The sequence below is a fragment of the Fulvivirga aurantia genome (assembly GCF_009711475.1).
Taxonomy (GTDB): domain Bacteria; phylum Bacteroidota; class Bacteroidia; order Cytophagales; family Cyclobacteriaceae; genus Fulvivirga; species Fulvivirga aurantia.
This window is the reverse complement of record NZ_SMMD01000923.1, coordinates 1-18529: the sequence shown is the minus strand read 5'-3', so window position 1 is coordinate 18529 and position 18529 is coordinate 1. Positions and strand designations below refer to the sequence as shown.

Here is an 18529-nt window from a genome sequence, read left to right as displayed (position 1 = left end):
AGCCCCACTTAGAGAAAAACTTAATAACCACCCATTATATACCCAACTAAGCCAGATAGAAGATATAAAGATCTTCATGCAGGAGCATGTATTTGCTGTTTGGGATTTTATGTCGTTGCTTAAGGCCCTTCAACAGCAACTGACTTGTGTTACTACCCCGTGGGTTCCTGCTGCCGATCCTGAATTGGCGCGATTCATCAATGAGATTGTGCACGGTGAAGAAAGTGATGTAAACGAACTTGGAGAGCCGAAAAGTCATCTTGAAATGTATCTGGATGCTATGCATCAGGTTGAGGCTGATACCATGAATTTTGAAAAATTTATAGCTGAAATTACCTCTATAGAGTCTGTGGGTGCCGCTCTTTCTAAGGCAGACTTAGGGGAGGGAACAAAGGCCTTTGTAAATTATACCTTTCAGATTATAAAGGAAGGTGAGGCCCACAAAATCGCGTCTGCTTTTACATTTGGTCGAGAAGACCTGATACCGGATATGTTTTTGCAAATCGTAAAACATGCCGAAAATAAAGACAATTCGAAATCTTACAATAAACTCACTTACTATCTTGAGCGGCACATCGAACTTGATGGTGATGAGCACGGGCCACTTTCATTGCAGATGGTTAGCACACTTTGCGGAGATGATGAGCAAAAATGGAATGAGGTACTGGATGTTGCCAAAACAGCTTTAACACATAGAATTGAGCTTTGGAATGGGATAACTAAACGACTGGAAGAAGAAACTTTGGCAGTTTAAGACAGACTTAATTTTCTTCCCGGTCTTCCTTCAGTAAGCTTTCGAAATCTACCAGGCACTTATTAAGTACTACAGCCAGTTCATACTCAGAAGCTCTGTAAATAAAGGAATCTTCCAATACACAAAATTCCATGAAGTCTTCTACTTTGTCTTCAGGTAAATTTGTGATTTCTATTACCACAGATTCGTTGTATTTAGAAGTTAATATTTTCTGATAATCATAGTCTTTTTTATACTCCTTCAGTCTTTTTTGCTCTTTTACTTCTTTGCTAAAAACTCTTCCGATCATGGTAAGCGGCCCGCCAATAGCAATTCCGCCCCCTGAAGAAGTCGTTCTTTTTTGACCCATCTGTATACCAGGAATAGTAAATTTCTCTTCTTTTTCAATTGGAGCGTCCATTTCTATAAGTGCGCGTTTCAATGCTTGCTCATTCCTATAGGCAAAAACATTTACTGTTTCGAGTTCAAGGGTAGATGTATTAAGCTCAATACTTACGTCAAGCTTATCGGTGTCAATATCAGGTTTGAGGGTGAAGGCATATTTTTCAAAACCAATCGCGGAGAACTGTAGGGTATCGTACAAATCCATAGTTACCCAAAAGCGGCCTTCTGTATTGCTCACCGTGCCTTGGTCTGTGCTCAAATTTATAATGTGTACATAAGGCACAGCTTCTTTGGTCTGTTTATCTATGATTTGACCGGAGAGCTCAATATTCTGAGCGTTTGTGTAAAGAAAAGATACAAATAGTAGTCCGACTACGAACAAGATTCTTGTCATAAGCACCCTAACGTGACTAAAGCGTAAAAGATGCCCGAAAACCTGATTTTTTATTAAATAATTGAGGGCGCACGGGTGAAATGAAATTGCTTCAGACCGATCTGCCGAGTTACTATTTTGTAAAAATGGTGATCAAGGCTTGAGCTTCTTTTCCTTAAATGAGGTTAATTTATATCTTTACTCAATAAACCAACACACATGAAGCGAACTTTTACCTTAGTTGCCTTACTTGTCTATAGTTTCATTGGTTTTGGTCAAACGTATAATGAACGGTATGAACTTATCAATCTCGGTCGGAAAGTAAATACAGGCTACCATGAGGGTGCTCCTGTAATTTCTCCTGACGGTAAAACATTATATTTTTTCGTGCATAATCATCCGGATAATCATTACGGCAAAGAAAATAGCCAGGATATTTGGTCAGCTACACTTAACGAAGATGGTGAATGGTCAGAAGCAGAGCACCTCGGCCGACCGTTGAATGAACACCAGGCAAATCAGGTCTTTACTGTCTTGCCGGATGGCACTTTGTTTATTCGTGGAGGAGGTCGTAAAAATGAAGACGGTTTTTCTTTTACCAAGAGACAAGGCGACTCCTGGAGCAATCCTGAAGAGGTGGATGTTGAAGACTTCAAAAAATTCCATAAGGGTAAGTTTTACGGAGCTACTTTATCCAGCGATGGCGCATACATGATCATTTATTTAAGCGAAAAAGAAAATAGTGCTTACAGTGATCTTTATTTAAGCAAAAGACTGGATAATGGTGATTATTCAATCCCCGTTAAGTTGCCCGATAATATAAATACAGGGCGCGATGAGTTTGCTCCTTTTGTGGCACCAGATGACAAGACGCTCTATTTCTCAAGCACCAGAAAAGACATGGGTGAGGGTAGCTCAGATTTATACATGACCAAACGCCTGGATGATACGTGGCTCAAATGGTCTGACCCTGTGAATATGGGTAAACCCCTAAATACACGAGCATTTGATGCTTACATGTCTGTGGATGCCTCTGGCAATGTATTTACTACGCAGTCTGGCAGAACAATTGATGGAGGTAATTTAGATATTTTTCAGCTGCAGCTGAAGGATATAATTATTGACTTAAAAGGTCTCGTTTTAGATGATAAGACCAGACAAGGTATTTGGGCCGATCTCATAGTTTATGGTGATAATGGACAAACAGATACATTAAAAGCAAGTACGCAGGACGGATCTTATGAAACCAAGCTCAAAGGTGAGGGCAATTACCAAATTGATGTTTCCCTAGAAGGCTATCAATCGGCTTCAGGCATGTTTGAGCTAAAAGACGTTTATAACGACACCGTTGTGATAAAAGATTTCTTTCTGAAGCCAATACCGAGAAATCCTATATTAAGTGGCGTAGTATATGATGATAAGACCAGCGAGCCCATTGAAGCTTTGGTGACTTTGGAAAGGAAAGGGAGTAGATCAGATAATAAACTGAATACCAAAAAAGGGTATTATGAGAAAGAGTTGGAGGAAAAAGGTTGGTATATTTTAACAGCTTCAAAAGAAGGTTATTTAAATACAACCGACAGTGTAGCTTACAGCGATGATGCAGCTACAGTTTTGACGAGAGATCTCTACCTTAAACCAATTGAAATAGGCACTACAGTACGTTTAAATAACATTTTCTTTGATTTTGATAAAACTACGCTCAAGTCAGAATCATATGTAGAGCTTGACAAGGTAGTAGAGTTTCTAAAAAACAATCCTTCGTTAGAAATTGAGATAGCGGGCCATACTGATGATAAAGGCTCTGATGAATACAATTTAAACTTATCGCAAGGCAGAGCGCAATCTGTGGTTGACTATCTCATTGGTCAGGGTATAGATGAGTTTCGTTTAGTAGCAAGAGGATATGGCGAAACAGTGCCGGTAGCCACCAACACTACAGATGAGGGAAGAGCTACCAACAGAAGAGTGGAATTTACAGTATTGAAGAAATAGGAATTATTCTACCGTAATGCTATACACATTAAACTCTCTTTTGATAAGCTTAACAAAAGGGAGGTTTAGTGTTTCGATACCTTCGATTACTCTTGGGTTTCGGCAACATTCGCTGTCTCTCTTAAATCCGTAATTGATAGCAGCTGTGTCTATCACGGCATTGTCATATAAAAATACTAGTGTATCAGGTAAGTTTAGTGTCTGATTCTCACTGTTAAGTGATAGTAAGAAAACACTGTCAGTTTCGGTTTCCTCTCGCTCAGGGCTAAATACATTGCTCTGCAAATCAGTGATTTTTAGCGGTGCAGGGTCTTTTAAGACTTCATCGCCCTGCTGATTTTTGAATTTAAATCTCAACACAAAATCGTCAGAACACTCTTCGCAACTACTCGAACAGGAATAACAAATTAAAGCCAAAAACAGCATCTTAAATAAGAAAGAAAAACGCCTCATGCCGTTAAGATACATATTGATCTCCAATTAATTAAAACCGGACATCAAAGAAATAAAATTACACGAATTAACGTATCTAAGCTATATTATGCCGACATGCGATCGTCCCACCAGGTAGGGGAAGGAAAGGATTTTCTACTGAATTTACGAGCAAAATTGAAAGCAACGTTTTCTTTGGGGCCTGGTTTGAGAGAAAATAGTGAAGTAAATACATTTATTCCACTTAGCTCACTAAATTCCTTTTCAGTAATGGCTTTGTACCTCATATTCCAACCTTTAAAGGTTCTGAATTTTATAGGGTGTGCGGATACTGTGGTAATGTTTTTATGCCTTGGGTCGGTACGGATTTTTGCGTACAGATTATTGATATCCTCTTTATTACCTTCAATCACCTGAAAAAACTTACCATCTATATATAGCAGCATTCCCGTGATATTGTTTTTTGTGTTGAAGTTATGAGCAGCATTAACAATGTCATCTAAATCTGCTGTAGTGATATGGACAGCTTTGCTTACGTAGATGATGTGGTGTAAATCCATGGCTTTCGCTTTGTGTCATCATTATAAATAATGACAATTTTTGAGTGAAAACGGATCACTCTCAGGCATACAACCATCACAGTTATAATAAGTTCAATCGGGCCAAAAAAAAGTCTATTAAATTATAGCGGGCCTATCCCACCATGATGTAGAGGGGAATGATTTATTGGCAAACTTTTGAGCAAATACAAAAGCCACGTTGTCTTTAGGGCCAGGCTTAATGCTGAATAAAGCCCCTAAGCTGGAAATGCCACTTAACTCGGTAAATTCTTTTTCGTCAATAGCATTAAATCGCATGCTCCAGCCTTTAAATGTTCTGTTTCTAATGGCATGAGCAGATACAGTTGTTACGTTTTTATGTCTTTGGTCAGACTTAATGCTCTCATATAACTTTGTAATTACAGCTTTATCTCCTTCCAGTATTTGGAAAAATTTACCTTCTATAAAAAGAAGCATGCCTGTGATATTGTGAGCATCATTAAAAGATTGAGCTGTTTGGAGAATATCATCAATAGTTTCCTGATTGATGTTGATTCCTTTACTCACGTATATGATATGGTGTAAATCCATTAAAGCTTAATTTTTAATAACTAACGCAAACCAATCATTGTCCAGAGGCAGATAGCCATATTCATAGCAAAAATGATAGGTTGCGCCCGCCTTTGTTGTGTAGATACTGGTTATATGATTAAAATCAAAACCTTTCTCTAATAATCTGCTTTTAGGCGCTTTTGTCTTTCCGTTTGGGTTAAGCTCCATCAAAATTCTTCTGTTTTTCCTGAGAATGTTGTTGATGTTTCGTACCTGGTTATTAGAGTCGCTATTGAGTTTATTGTTATAACTATTACGACACTGATCTGAACAAAATTTTTTATCAGCTCTTCCAAAAATAGCCGTCCCGCATTCGAGGCATTCTTTTTCTTCCAAGTTACTATAGGTTAATAAATGTAAAAAAATAAAGGTAAATCGTCTACGTGCAAATAATATTTAAATACTTGATAATCAAATTATTAGTCGTTTACAAACGTTTACAAATGTAATTTAAACGAATACAAGCATTTATCATACGATTATGCCTTTTATCTCACCTTTACTTTGCTTCAGCGAAATCAAACAACGCTTTTATCAAATCTTAAAACATAAAATTTATTACGCATGAAAAATTTAAGAAACTCAGTACAGCTTATTGGTAGACTAGGTCAAAATCCTGAAGTAAAAACATTAGAAAATGGCAATACGATTGCCACGTTTTCAATGGCTACCTCTGACCATTATAAAAATGCGCAAGGAGAAAAAGTAGAAGATACGCAATGGCATAATGTGGTTGCGTGGGGAAGGAAAGCTGAGCTTGTAAGCCAGTATTTAAAGAAAGGAAGTGAAGTGGCTATCGAAGGAAAGCTTGTGCATAGGTCTTATGAAACTAATAAAGGTGAAAAGAAGTATATAACAGAAATCAATATGAACGAAATGGTCATGTTTGGTGGCAAAAACTAAGTTCAAAAGGCCTCACCAGAGCATGTTGGTGAGGCTATTACTTATCTTTTATAACTACTTATGGAATTTAACCTAAAGTCATCGATTGAAATTTTAGAGCGTACGCCTGTTGTTCTTAATTCTTTACTCCAAAACCTCTCGAGCCAGTGGGTTCACGAAAATGAAGGCGCGGATACATGGAGCCCATATGACATTGTGGGTCACTTAATACACGGTGAGAAAACTGATTGGATTCCCAGAACAAAACTTATCCTGGCTCAAAAAGATGAGGCATTTGTGCCTTTTGATCGATTTGCTCAATTTGAAAACAGCAAAGGTAAAAGCTTAAGAGAGCTATTGGCCGAATTTGAGAAACTACGAGCTGCCAATATAAAAGAACTCCGTGCGCTTAATATCTCCGAGGATCAATTAGACCTGAAAGGCACCCATCCGGCATTAGGTGAAGTCACACTTAAAAATTTACTATCAACCTGGGTAGTGCATGACCTGAATCACATCAATCAGACCTCTCGGGTTATGGCAAAAAATTATAAATCAGAGGTGGGGCCTTGGGTGGAGTACCTTGGTGTTTTAAACAAATAGGGTTTTTAATCAATCTTATTGGCGTCATTAAAGTGCAATTGCATTTCTTCGATGGCCTTATCCAACTCCTGTATACTAGTCGCCATCCGTTCTTTAAACTCTTTTTCGCTTATTGCATTTTTTTCTGCCAGCATTGCCAATCCCTTAATTCTACAAAACGGGCCTTTGATTAAATGTGCATTATAAAAAGCATATGAGGCCAATACCTTATTTGCCTGCTGAAGTTCCTTTGTGCGTTGGTCTACCTGATCTTCCAGATTTTTATTGGTAACGTCAACCAAAGCGTTCATTTCATTAAGCTCTTTATTGGTTTCCAATAACAGTTCTTTTTGCTCTTCATTCTTTTCTATAACCTGGTCTAATACTCTGATGACATAATAAGTCATTGTATTGAAAAGCAGCCAATATAAAATAATGACAAGATCGTAATATTTTGAGCCGATGATAGCATTATCTATTCTATTGACATCTGAATCGAAATACAGCAAGAAATCTTTGCTATATATGAGCGTTACCAGACTGCCAGCCATCAGTAGGTAAAAAGTTATGGGCTCTTTTTTAGTAGCCACAATAAGTTGCGCCAGTACACTATGAAAAATTAAACCCAAGGGGAAGGCAATATAATAATCGGCCGGGGTCTGAAGAATTATTATCGGAATAACCTGCATGAGCAATATCCATGAGAGGAGGAATGTTAGGCGACCGAGATAGCTTCTGCCAATTTGATTGAGATAGATGCCAAGCAAGCAGTAGGCAATCATTAGTGGTACTGTAAGCGCATCAAAATTTAGCTCACTCCACGGCCTGAAATAGCTGCTTATATCCATCAGCATGAAGGTTAAATAGACAGCAGAAAGTGTTAAGAAAACAACATTTGAGAAGAGTACTCTTCTGTATAGTTGTTTATTGGCTGTCTTACCGGTGCCGGCAAATAAAAGCTTTGTGAAAAAATGTTGCAAGTCGCAAAAAATTAGAATAGGGCAAACACAAGCCTCTCTTGAACTTACAAATGTAAACTTGTTTTTAGTATTTATGATCTCCGCTGATCAAACTTTTAAAAACTTTCAGTTATTGCTGTGGTTCAGCTATTGAGATGTTCATAGGAATGCTTGCTTTTAGTTCCTTGTACTGCCTTTTTAGCTTGATGTTATCGTTAGAAATATTTCTTACCACTTCTGGTTCTACTCCTAGTCGCTCTGCATAAATGGTGTAGTAGGCAGCTTTTACCTCATCTAAAACATCAACAAATCGTTCCTGGCTTGTTCCACGGTTAGTTTTTATAGATACTACTGCCTCTTTTGGTGAGTCGCTATAATTCGGGTTTTTGCCATTATTTAAAATGAATTGAGTGATTTGAGTCCTCATAAGTGGCAAATCGGTAACTACTTCACCTTCAGCAAAAACGGCATTGTCTGTATTGATGAGTATCTTATAAAGATTTCTCTCATGAATTTCTACTATAGGCTTATCTTCTTCCAGATAGGGAGGTAGTTGTAGATCCAGGCCCTGATCATTGCTGATTGTGGTGGTGACCATAAAAAATATGAGTAATAAAAAGGCGATATCAGCCATGGAAGAGGCATTGGTAGTAGCGGTATGTAATCGTTTGGAAACTTTCATCTTTTTTATTGAAATAATCTATTGAGAAGAGAAAGTCACAAAAGGCTCAAATCCTGACAATGAGAACTGGTTACATTTACTTATACTTGCCATTTATAGATTGTTACCTCATGCACGAAGAAGATTTTAAGAATACAGACTATACTAAATCTCCTCTACCCAAAGGAGAGTACGACAATTGTAGTTTCACCAATTGTAATTTCGCTGAGAGCGACCTCTCTGAGGTTGTTTTTCTTGAGTGTGAGTTTATCAATTGCGATTTAAGTAATGCTAAAATTTATCAGACTGCCTTTAGAGATGTTAGCTTTAAAGATTGCAAAATGCTTGGCCTTCAATTTGACCAATGCAATGATTTCTTATTTGAGATAAAACCCTCAGGGTGCCAATTAAACCTATCTAACTTTTATCAGCGGATGCTTAAAAAAGCTGTTTTTGATAGTTGTAGTCTGCATGATGTTGATTTTGCTGAAGCTGATCTCTCAGGCGCGAGTTTTGTAAACTGCGATTTGACAGGCGCTATTTTTGAGCGAACGAAGCTTACTGGTGCAGATATGAGAGGTGCCGGGAATTTTATCATTGACCCGGAAGTAAACGACATCAAGAAGGCAAGGTTTGCTTTAGAGGGGTTGCCAGGCCTACTCACACGCTATAATCTCAAAATCAACTAAACTCTAATACTTCAAAATAAACTCCTGAAGATTTACCGCACGCTCAAGGTTTAGCTTTTTTCTAAGCCTGTAACGGGCAATTTCAACGCCTCTTACAGAGATGTTCAGCAGGTGGGCAATTTCTTTAGTAGACAGGTTCATACGTAAATACGCACTTAACTTCATTTCCTGAGGCGTGAGATCGGGATAATTGTCTTGAATTCTCTTCGTGAAGTCACCGTGTACCTGATCGAAGTGTATGGCAAAGTGCTCCCAATCGTTATCTTCGGCCATGTTTTTGTCGATGTTGCCCATAATTTTATTGAGCTCTTTCTTCACTTCCTGATTTTTACTACGCTTTATGATCGTGCTTATGTTATGCTTCACACTGTTGATAAAGCTATTTTTGTTGAGCAGGTGCATGGTAGAAGTGGCTAACTCTTTATTTTTGCTTTCTACCTCACCACGTAGCTTTTCGTTTTTTAGTATTTGAATTTGCTCCTCCGAAGATCTTAATTCATTATCAATTCTGTTGATCTCCTTTTTCTGCTTTAGAGCCATGAGCTTCTTTTCTTTTTTATGTCTGGTGTCTAGAAAATAAAAAACAAGCAACAACACAGAAGCCACACCAAGAACATAAAAAACATACGCTGTTTGAGATTTATACCAGGGTGGTAAGACGGTGAAAGAAAAAGAAGCTTCTTTACTCACCTTATCATAAATATTCTTAGCCCTTACGGTGAATGTATAATCCCCGCCAATAAGGTTAGTGTACTCTTTATCGGTTTTGGAAGTCCACTCGCTCCATTTGTTGTTTGAGAGCTTATACTGGTAAAGCGTATTATCGCTACTATGAAAAAACGCGGCACTATATTCAATACGTATCGAATTGTGAGAACTATTGAGTACAGGAGCATTTTTTACTTCCTGTGCAGATGATACATTGCCATCTAGGGAATAGTACCCTGTAGATATCACACTGTCCCGATTGTTGGTAATCGTTACGCGCCTGATTAAAGCCTGAAAATCCAGCTCATCAAGGTTGGAGTTATTTTTTGTGTAAAGAATAAAACCTTCTTTAGCGCCATACAAGACGTTATTGGCATTAAGGGCTGAAAGATTCTGAAGGTCATCATTGAGCAACCCCTTTAATCGATTAAAAATTTTAGATTTTTTGATGTATGTGCCGTTGGGAAGTTTCTCTAAGACTCCCATGTTGTCCGGGGCGAGGTAATAAATATTGCCAAGCGGATCTTGCTCTAAGTAGCTCACATGGCTTTCTTCCTCAAAGTATTTAGCAAAAAAGTCATCAACTATGAAGCTGTCAGTGGCTTCATTATAGCTATAAATTTGTGATTCAGTGCTGAAAACCAATTCATTATTGATTTTCCAGACATTGATAAGAATATTGCTGGGCAAACCAGCGTCTACTCCATAGTATTTTACGCTCACAGAATCTAAATCATCATTGAGGTTTAGCCTGTAAACACCCTTATAGCCATGAGTCATCCAGATATTGCCGGAGGCATCTTGCTCCATCACTCGCGATGATTCGTCAAAGCCCCTAATCTTTCTTACAAAACTCAAACCCCTTGGTGTTTTCTTAAACAGCAACAGGCCTTTGTAAGTACCACCGATGATATACTCAGGGTTAGTTTTTAGTTTAAGAAAGGTCCATGCGCCAAGTATATCTGACACTTGCTGTGTAGAGGCTCCATCTAGTAGAAAAGTGCCTTGGTGATGGCCCAAAATAAGTAAGTTGTCGATTGACTGTATATTATAAACCTGGCCTTCGGTGTTGTCTACAAAGTTGAAATCAAGCTTTGTATTTTCTTTGAGCTGCTTTCTGTATAAACCATTGTTGGTGCCAAGATATATGCTCTCAGGAGAAAGAAACCCGGTATAGCCCGTACCTGGTAGGTCTGACTGCTCACTAATGAGCGTAAATGGTACGTTGAGCTCAATAGTAGTAAGACCATTGTTATGACCAACCCACAGATTGCCCAGTACATCTTCATACATGGAGAGTATAGTGCGGTTATTAAGCCCATGGCCTTTGTTTAAGTGATATAGTATTTCACCATTAGCAGTAGTGATGAAGAGTCCGTCATTTTGGGTGCCTATAGCCACATTTCCATTACTTAACCGCAGGGTATTGTTTATAAAAGCTTCAGAAAAAGCCTGATTGTTGTCATTGTTCCATACAGAATACTTTGTGCCGTCATAGGTGTAGATTCCGTGAGCACCCGTTGCGATCAGAAGGTGATTGTTGGCCAATGGAAGTATGCCTGTAATGGTTTTGCCTCTGAAATAATCGCCCTGATCAAATAACCTGAGGCTGTCACCATCAAGATAGGTGAGGCCGGTTTCTAGTTGATTTACAAATAAAGTGTGATTTACCCAATGAAAGTTTTCCGGAGCGAAAGTAGGTTCAATTATTCTTTGCAGTCGGTCTTTATTAAACATAAATATCTGCCTGAATGTGCAGAAAATGATAATATCATTACTCGATTCAAATACCTTCCATGTTTCATCAAAATTTCTGTATTGCTGCGGTAGGCTATCAGCTAAAGAGGTGAAAACCATACTACCGTCAATTGCTGGTGAGTAATAGCCAAAATCGCCCTGACTTGCTATATAGGTCCGACCATTGCGCGCAATATGAACATCACGCATTTTAGTCTCAGTGGGGAGCTCAAATCGATTCCAGTTTGTACCGTCATATTCAAGTAAGCCAAAGTTATTGGCCACGTAAATTAGCCCTTCATTGTTTTGCGTAATAGCCCAGTTTTGAATACCACCCTCGTACTCCTGGGTAGAATAATATTTTGTAAAAGGCAGGCCTTGTAAGCGTTGAGCAGAGACAGTGAATGAGCCCTGAATTATGATTATAAAAAGTCCGAAACAGACTTTTCCAAGTTTATTTAGAAACATACCTCAAATTACTAAAAAAATGTAAATCGAAAATAAAATGATGTATTCCAGACCTTGAAATAGAAAGTAAAATGAAAGTCAAAAAAAATGCTTAAATTATATGTATAGCCCCTTTTTGTGAAAAAATGATGTGGTTTTGAGCAATTGAAAAAAAGCCATTGATGTATTATTGATGTACCTCATTTATTGACTTGAAGCCGATATATGTGTTGATTCAAACCATAGCGCAAACGATTGTTGTAAATCGAAGTCTTAACCAAATACATTATGAAGAAAATTTTACTTATTCACTTTATGCTACTTATGAGTATTGCGGGTTTTTCGCAAACCACCGTAAGTGGAAAAGTAACAGACAGTGGGGGTGAAGCCCTACCTGGAGTAAACGTACTTGTAAAGGGTACCACGACAGGAACTGTTACTGACATCGAGGGTAATTATACCGTCACGGCAAATGAAAATGCTACACTGGTTTTCAGCTTTGTTGGATTTGTGTCCGAGGAGATTCAGGTTGGCGGTCAGTCTACTATAAATATATTATTGACTGAAGATGTCACATCACTACAGGAGGTGGTTGTTATTGGGTATGGCTCTCAAAAGAAGAGCGTATCTACAGCAGCTATTTCTACCGTAGATGCTGAACAGGTAGAAAAGATGAACCTACCTAACGTGGGTCGATCACTTCAAGGAATGGCCAGTGGTGTGACGGTCACCGGTGCTTCTGGTGCTCCAGGTTCTAATCCTACAATACTGATCAGAGGAGTAGGAACTAATGGAGATAATTCTCCTTTGGTTGTGATCGATGGAATACAATATACAGAGCCAGGAATTCTTAACTCACTAAATCCGGCTGATATAGAATCCATTCAGATATTAAAAGACGCTGCTTCCACGGCCATTTATGGTACCAGAGGAGCAAACGGAGTAATTTACATTACAACTAAAAAAGGAAAATCTGGAGTAACACAATTCAGTTATAATGGCTCTTATGTTATGCAATCGGCATGGAGGGTGCCAGAGATGTTAAACGCTTCTCAGTATGTAGAGCTTATCAATGAAAAATACAATAGCGCAGGCATTGACCTACCTCTGGGTTTTCCGACCAATTCTAATAATCTCCCAGTCAACACAAGCTGGACTGAAGAGTTATTCGAAGCGTCTCCTCTTCAAAACCATAATATTTCCCTTTCTAAAGGAGTAGAAAAAGGGTCATTGTTTGCTTCGTTGTCATATGTGAGTCAAGAAGGTATAATAGCCCCTGAAAAATCAAATTTTGAGCGGTTGACATTTAGAATAAATTCTGAGAGTGAAGTCAATAATTTTCTAAATCTTGGAAATAATCTCACACTTATTGGGACAAAAAACTCGACTATTCCGGAAAATAATGAATTCGGAAGTCCTATTGCAGATGCCATGGTGTATGATCCGATCACACCAATTTTTGATCCTAATGCAGAATTTGGATTTGCTCAATCTCCATATGTACAAAAAGAATATATTAATCCATTTAGTAGAATCTTTATTTCCAATACAGATTCAGAAAATTTAGGTATTTCTGGAAATCTTTATTTAGATATTAAGCCTCTAGAGTGGTTAAAATTTAGAACCGATATAGGTGTAATATATAATTCAGGGTCTACAGATTTTTACTCACCAGCCTATCAGTTCACTCCGGCATTTTTTGCTACTAATAGTGGAGTGGGTGTGGCCACATACTCCAATTTTCAATGGCAGTGGGAAAATTACCTAACATTTACAAAGACTTTTGACAGACATAATATAGAGGCTGTAATAGGTACTACTGCTATTGAGCGAACGGGACGCTTCTCTGGAGGAGGAGGTCAAAACCTACCTGAGGAAGCTTTATTTAATGAGAACTTAAGATTTATAGCTGACGGTCTTGTTCCTGATTCTACAGAAACAGCATATAGTGGAGAAGAGGTTAATAGATACAATACAAGTGTATTCGGTAGAGTTCTTTATAATTATGATGAGCGATATTTGTTTACAGCTTCAGTAAGGAGAGATGGTAGCTCTTTATTTGGTCAGGAAAATAGATACGCCATCTTCCCGGCATTTTCAGCTGGTTGGGTTATTTCAAATGAAGACTTTTTCGATTTTTCGACTCTTGACTTTCTAAAATTAAGAGTGAGTTATGGTTCTAATGGTAACGATAGAATTAGGCCTCTGGCATTTTCAAGTGTTATATCTTTTGGATCAGACTACCAATTCGGACCAGATGACAATCAGTTGCTTCTTAATGGGGCGGCACCTTCATCCCTAAGCAATCCATTTTTACAGTGGGAGGAATCTAAACAATTAGATGTTGGTCTGGAGTTTAGAATGCTTAGCAACACTTTATCTGTAGAATTAGATTACTATCAAAAGATTACAGATGGTCTACTAATTATTGATCAATCGACACCGGTAATTGCAGGAAATAATCCATCATTTGCCAACGTGGGTGAAATCAAAAACTCAGGTATCGAATTTAAAATAGATTACAACAAAACCTTTGGTGACTTTGATTTTGGTGTAACACTGAACGGTGCAACATTAAACAATGAGGTAACAAGAGTCGATGGACAGAATGGTTTTATTAATGGCTATACATGGCCAGTAAGAAACGCTGCTATTACCCGAATGGAAGTAGGAGAGCCACTATTTCATTTTCTTGGGTATGAAACAGACGGAATATTCAGAAGTGATGCAGATATATTTAGCTATATCAATTCTGATGGTGACCCTATACAGCCAAATGCTGAACCAGGTGATTTGAAATTTGTCGACATCAATGGTGATGGACAGATTAGTGCAGAAGATCGAACAGATATTGGTTCACCGTGGGCTGATTTTACGTTTGGATTAAACCTACGAGGATCTTACAAGATGTTTGATCTATCAATGATGTTTGCCGGCCAGACGGGAAATCAGATCTATCGAACATTTGAAAGACAGGATGTTGTAAATAATAACTACTCTGTAGAATGGCTTGATAGATGGTCAGAGTCTAATCCTGGAGGAAGTTACCCAAGAGTAACCATTGGTGCTAGTGCAGGGGCTAACAGCGTTCCATCAGATTTTTATGTGGAAGATGGGGATTATGTGAGACTAAGGAATATTCAACTTGGTTTTACTCTACCGCAGAACATAGCTGAAAAGATGAAGCTCACAAAAATGCGGTTATATTTTTCAGCTGATAATCTTTTTACAGTCACCGGCTACTCCGGACTTGATCCTGAAATCGGTGTTCCGAACTACGGGGTATCCGCATCGGGCATAGATCGAGGTTTTTATCCACAAACGAAAAGTATAGGAGGAGGAGTTCAAATCACATTTTAAGATATGAAAAAGATAATATACATACTCATAGGTAGCTTCTTAATCAATGCTTGCTCGGATGATTTTATCAATCCTGAGCCTAAAGGAGAAGTGTTAGAAGACAATTATTATGTCTCAGAAGATCAATTTTTTAATGCATTGATCTCGGCATATGACCCACTACAGTGGACGTTTCCAAATGGATTTTGGACTAGCAACGTAATGTATGCAGAAATAAGAAGCGATAACGCCAATGCAGGGGGAGACCCAAGCAATAGTGACCAGCCAGGTTGGCAACAAATTGACGATTTTACAAACAACTCCTTTACAAATGAGAGTGAATCTTTTTGGAAAAGAGGGTGGTGGGGAATTTATCGTGCAAACCTGCTCATAAATAACGATGCTATTGAGTCAGAATTAATTAATACATACAAAGCAGAAGCGAAATTTTTGCGCGCTTATTATCATTTTGACTTATTCAGAATATTTGGTCCGGTACCTATTGTAGACGAGGTGTTGAATCAGGAAACGTTCAATACTGTTGAGCGAGCCACGATTACAGACCTGTTCACATTTATGACTCAGGATTTGAAAGAGGCAATAGATGTTCTGCCAGATACGAAGTATACAGGATCTTTTGCTGGTAGAGTTTCAAAAACTACGGCCCAGGCTCTCTTAGGTAAGATTTACCTATATCAGGCAGATTTTTTAAATGACGACCCCGCTCTATTTGATTTAGCAGCAGCACAATTCGAAGCTGTGATTAACTCGGGTCAATATGAGTTACTTGATGACTATAATGATCTTTTTGCATTTGGTGCTAAGAATACAGAAGAGTCTGTATTTGAAATTCAGTATACCAATCAAATAGCCAGAGATTTTAGTGTACCAGGCGAGATTATTAATGGTAATATGATCACTCAGCTCTCCGGTATCAGAGGCTTGTGTGGTGATCATCCTGATTACTTGCCTGGGTGGGGTTTCACCCTACCAACAAGTAGCTTATTTGATCATTATTTGGCAGATGACTCATACAGAAGAGACGCTTCAATAATATCACTAGATGAATTAAACGACATTGGTTGTAGTGTAGATCAGGCAGAGCAAAATGCACAGGACTATACTGGTTATTGGCAGCAAAAATATGCCAATTATAATTCTTACAGCAATCCTAATGGAGGTGAAATAAATGTGCTAAAAGACCCTAACGAACCAGTTATTAGATATGCCGATGTTTTATTAATGTATGCAGAGGCACTTGTGAGAGGCTCAGGAAGTGATGCAGAAGCGATGGTGGCCATAAATGAGGTACGTGAGCGTGCAGCTGGGCCTGATGCAACAGATTTTAGAACTGCTCAGGAGCTTATGACTGAAGAGGGTCTTACCCTTTTGGAACTCATTTGGTATGAGCGCAGAGCAGAATTAGCCTTAGAAGGTCACAGATGGTTTGACTTAGTAAGAAGTGATCGGGCTAGTGCTTCATTATTTACAGGTGATAAAGCCTCCAACTTCAATGAAAATTCTCACTGGCTGGCGGCACCTCAAAAAGATATTGATAATACAGCCGGATCGATTTCAGAGTATCCATCAGCTGACCTTTTTAAATAATTTATAAACCTAATTTGATTATACAGTTATGAAACGAACACTTAATTATTTCGGACTATGGTCACTTTTGTTGGTCCTATTAGTCTCCTGTGGTGATGACGATGACGGAGCTGTTGTTTCTCCAGATCCAATTGCCAGCTTTCAGTTTGAGGTTGATGATACAAACTTCTTTAAAGTCGATTTTACGAACTTTTCACAAAACGCAGAATCTTACGCATGGGATTTTGGTGATGGTAACTCATCTACAGAAGAAAACCCTTCTCATACCTATGATGCTGAGGGTACCTATACAGTAAAGTTAACTGCTTCAAATGCATCTGGAGCAAGTTCAGGGAAAACAGAAACTGTTGAGATATCGGATCCTAATACAAAATTAACTTTGTTGGCAGGTACTGATTCTAAGACCTGGAAATTGATAAGAGAAGGTACATCTATGTTATTAGCATCAGGTCCGGATCCTTCTGCCGCAGATTATCAAGTATTCTGGCCGGGTAACTCTAATGACGGTTCCAGACCATGTCTTTATGATGATGAGTTTACCTTCACAAGAGATGGTAGCTATATCTATAACGATAATGGTTCATTTTGGGGTGAATTTGGAGTATTTGACGGTACAGTCAATTTTGAAAAATGCTTTGACGCTACAGCAGCCAATATGGTCAACAAAGATGGTGTTGATGTAAGTGCGTGGTTAAGCGGCACACACTCTTACAGTTATGATGCAACAAATAATACAATCACTCTGACAGGAGAAGGAGCATGGATAGGTATACCTAAATTAGGAACAAGTGAAGAATCTACCGTGCCGGCAAGTGAAGTGAAATTTAATGCAACTGTGGTAGATGGTGGATCAACTGGTGTTGATACACTTTACGTTAACTTTTCTTACGATGGTGCTTTCTGGCCGTTTACTTATGTTTCATATGCTGATCCTTCTGTAGAGCCAGCAATTGTATCAGTAAAGGCAGATTTTGGAGCTGCAGCAAACGGGTTGACCGTTAATTTTGAAAACAAATCATCAGGAGCTACAACTTACTCATGGGATTTTGGTGATGGTGGATCTAGCACTGAAGAAAATCCAAGCCATACTTATGCAGCGGAAGGTTCTTATGATGTTACATTAACGGCATCTGATGGAAGTTCATCTAACTCAGTTACAAAGAGTGTGAGTGTGAGTGCAGCTACACTAACTGACCCAGCTCCGACCCCAACTGAACCGGAAGCAAACGTGATTTCTATTTACAGTGATGCTTACACTGATATTACTGATGTAAACACTAATCCTAATTGGGGGCAGGCTACAACTGTAACTGAAGAGACGGTACAAAGTGATAATGTACTACTTCTTTCTAATTTAAATTACCAGGGAATTGACTTTTCAGGTAATCAGCAAGATGTTTCCGGAAAAACATTTATTCATTTAGATATCTGGTCTGCATCAGAAATTACTATTAATTTCTCTTTAATCAGCCCAGGTCCAAATGAGACACCTTATTCGATTACAACTCAGGCAGGTGCTTGGACAAGTCTTGATATTGCGCTAACTGAATTTAGCAGCGTAGTGAACTTGACCGAAGTATTTCAAATGAAATTTGATGATGCTGGATCAGGATCCTCACCTTCATTCTATGTTGATAATATCTATTTTTATTAATGATTAAATTATTAGTAGAGGAGTATACTTACTCCTCTACTAATAAATTTTATTTAACGCCTATCACAATTAAGAAATTTGCTGGCTGTATTAAGTAATCTTGAGTCAATTGTTACAATGAAAAAATACATACCATATTTATTTACCCACCTGTTCGTCATTTTGTTAATGGGT

The 18529-nt window shown here is 38.3% G+C and carries 16 protein-coding genes; 8 read left to right on the top strand and 8 right to left on the bottom strand.

Annotated elements, in window-relative coordinates:
* Positions 1-754: DUF3050 domain-containing protein (locus E1176_RS17350; protein WP_155212313.1), on the top strand; the 754-nt coding region annotated here is incomplete at its 5' end.
* 7 nt (positions 755-761) lie between these two features.
* Here the strand turns inward: E1176_RS17350 and E1176_RS17345 are convergent.
* Positions 762-1532, bottom strand: a complete 771-nt coding sequence (locus tag E1176_RS17345) for a carboxypeptidase-like regulatory domain-containing protein (protein ID WP_155212312.1) — start codon at positions 1530-1532, stop codon at positions 762-764.
* 198 nt (positions 1533-1730) lie between these two features.
* On the opposite strand from E1176_RS17345, the gene E1176_RS17340 reads away from it, so the two are divergent.
* Entirely contained in the window at positions 1731-3506 is a 1776-nt protein-coding gene (locus E1176_RS17340) for an OmpA family protein (RefSeq protein WP_155212311.1), read from the top strand.
* 3 nt (positions 3507-3509) lie between these two features.
* Here the strand turns inward: E1176_RS17340 and E1176_RS17335 are convergent, their stop codons facing one another.
* The 4 genes from E1176_RS17335 to E1176_RS17320 form a co-directional block, all read right to left on the bottom strand.
* The gene (locus tag E1176_RS17335; protein WP_155212310.1) at positions 3510-3863 is read right to left on the bottom strand and encodes a hypothetical protein; all 354 of its coding nucleotides are present in this window, start codon (positions 3861-3863) and stop codon (positions 3510-3512) included.
* Between the two features lie 182 nt (positions 3864-4045).
* Positions 4046-4498, bottom strand: a complete 453-nt coding sequence (locus tag E1176_RS17330; RefSeq protein ID WP_155212309.1) for a BLUF domain-containing protein — start codon at positions 4496-4498, stop codon at positions 4046-4048.
* 117 nt (positions 4499-4615) lie between these two features.
* Entirely contained in the window at positions 4616-5068 is a 453-nt protein-coding gene (locus E1176_RS17325) for a BLUF domain-containing protein (protein WP_155212308.1), read from the bottom strand.
* Positions 5069-5074: 6 nt separating this feature from the next.
* Entirely contained in the window at positions 5075-5425 is a 351-nt protein-coding gene (locus E1176_RS17320) for a DUF2116 family Zn-ribbon domain-containing protein (RefSeq protein WP_155212307.1), read from the bottom strand.
* 228 nt (positions 5426-5653) lie between these two features.
* On the opposite strand from E1176_RS17320, the gene E1176_RS17315 reads away from it, so the two are divergent.
* A complete protein-coding gene (locus tag E1176_RS17315) occupies positions 5654-5992 on the top strand; it encodes a single-stranded DNA-binding protein (protein ID WP_155212306.1) in 339 nt (112 codons plus the stop codon).
* A gap of 60 nt (positions 5993-6052) precedes the next feature.
* Positions 6053-6574, top strand: coding sequence for a DinB family protein (locus E1176_RS17310; protein ID WP_155212305.1), 522 nt, complete (start codon positions 6053-6055; stop codon positions 6572-6574).
* A 5-nt stretch (positions 6575-6579) separates the two neighbouring features.
* Here E1176_RS17310 and E1176_RS17305 read toward each other — a convergent pair whose 3' ends face one another.
* Positions 6580-7533, bottom strand: coding sequence for a hypothetical protein (locus E1176_RS17305; RefSeq protein WP_155212304.1), 954 nt, complete (start codon positions 7531-7533; stop codon positions 6580-6582).
* Positions 7534-7642: 109 nt separating this feature from the next.
* Positions 7643-8194, bottom strand: coding sequence for an ExbD/TolR family protein (locus E1176_RS17300; protein ID WP_155212303.1), 552 nt, complete (start codon positions 8192-8194; stop codon positions 7643-7645).
* A gap of 59 nt (positions 8195-8253) precedes the next feature.
* On the opposite strand from E1176_RS17300, the gene E1176_RS17295 reads away from it, so the two are divergent.
* Complete coding sequence (locus tag E1176_RS17295; protein ID WP_246206124.1) at positions 8254-8862, top strand: pentapeptide repeat-containing protein; 609 nt, start codon at positions 8254-8256, stop codon at positions 8860-8862.
* Between the two features lie 3 nt (positions 8863-8865).
* On the opposite strand, the gene E1176_RS17290 is transcribed toward E1176_RS17295, so the two are convergent.
* Positions 8866-11775, bottom strand: coding sequence for a helix-turn-helix and ligand-binding sensor domain-containing protein (locus E1176_RS17290; protein WP_155212302.1), 2910 nt, complete (start codon positions 11773-11775; stop codon positions 8866-8868).
* A gap of 267 nt (positions 11776-12042) precedes the next feature.
* On the opposite strand from E1176_RS17290, the gene E1176_RS17285 reads away from it, so the two are divergent.
* Genes E1176_RS17285 through E1176_RS17275 form a run of 3 tightly spaced genes read left to right on the top strand, consistent with a single transcriptional unit; the run spans position 12043 to position 18355 of the window.
* On the top strand, positions 12043-15114 hold the full coding sequence (locus tag E1176_RS17285; RefSeq protein ID WP_155212301.1) for a SusC/RagA family TonB-linked outer membrane protein: 3072 nt from the start codon (positions 12043-12045) through the stop codon (positions 15112-15114).
* A gap of 3 nt (positions 15115-15117) precedes the next feature.
* On the top strand, positions 15118-16701 hold the full coding sequence (locus E1176_RS17280; protein ID WP_155212300.1) for a RagB/SusD family nutrient uptake outer membrane protein: 1584 nt from the start codon (positions 15118-15120) through the stop codon (positions 16699-16701).
* Between the two features lie 28 nt (positions 16702-16729).
* Entirely contained in the window at positions 16730-18355 is a 1626-nt protein-coding gene (locus E1176_RS17275; RefSeq protein WP_155212299.1) for a PKD domain-containing protein, read from the top strand.
* The last annotated feature ends 174 nt before the right edge of the window (positions 18356-18529 follow it).

Excerpts from the sequence above, each read along its gene's own strand:
- E1176_RS17290 (WP_155212302.1), bottom strand. The coding sequence starts at position 11,775 with ATGTTTCTAAATAAACTTGGAAAAGTCTGTTTCGGACTTTTTATAATC.
- E1176_RS17310 (WP_155212305.1), top strand. The coding sequence starts at position 6,053 with ATGGAATTTAACCTAAAGTCATCGATTGAAATTTTAGAGCGTACGCCT.
- E1176_RS17315 (WP_155212306.1), top strand. The coding sequence starts at position 5,654 with ATGAAAAATTTAAGAAACTCAGTACAGCTTATTGGTAGACTAGGTCAA.
- E1176_RS17325 (WP_155212308.1), bottom strand. The coding sequence starts at position 5,068 with ATGGATTTACACCATATCATATACGTGAGTAAAGGAATCAACATCAAT.
- E1176_RS17280 (WP_155212300.1), top strand. The coding sequence starts at position 15,118 with ATGAAAAAGATAATATACATACTCATAGGTAGCTTCTTAATCAATGCT.
- E1176_RS17295 (WP_246206124.1), top strand. The coding sequence starts at position 8,254 with ATGAGAACTGGTTACATTTACTTATACTTGCCATTTATAGATTGTTAC.
- E1176_RS17285 (WP_155212301.1), top strand. The coding sequence starts at position 12,043 with ATGAAGAAAATTTTACTTATTCACTTTATGCTACTTATGAGTATTGCG.
- E1176_RS17345 (WP_155212312.1), bottom strand. The coding sequence starts at position 1,532 with ATGACAAGAATCTTGTTCGTAGTCGGACTACTATTTGTATCTTTTCTT.
- E1176_RS17300 (WP_155212303.1), bottom strand. The coding sequence starts at position 8,194 with ATGAAAGTTTCCAAACGATTACATACCGCTACTACCAATGCCTCTTCC.
- E1176_RS17340 (WP_155212311.1), top strand. The coding sequence starts at position 1,731 with ATGAAGCGAACTTTTACCTTAGTTGCCTTACTTGTCTATAGTTTCATT.
- E1176_RS17330 (WP_155212309.1), bottom strand. The coding sequence starts at position 4,498 with ATGGATTTACACCACATCATCTACGTAAGCAAAGCTGTCCATATCACT.
- E1176_RS17275 (WP_155212299.1), top strand. The coding sequence starts at position 16,730 with ATGAAACGAACACTTAATTATTTCGGACTATGGTCACTTTTGTTGGTC.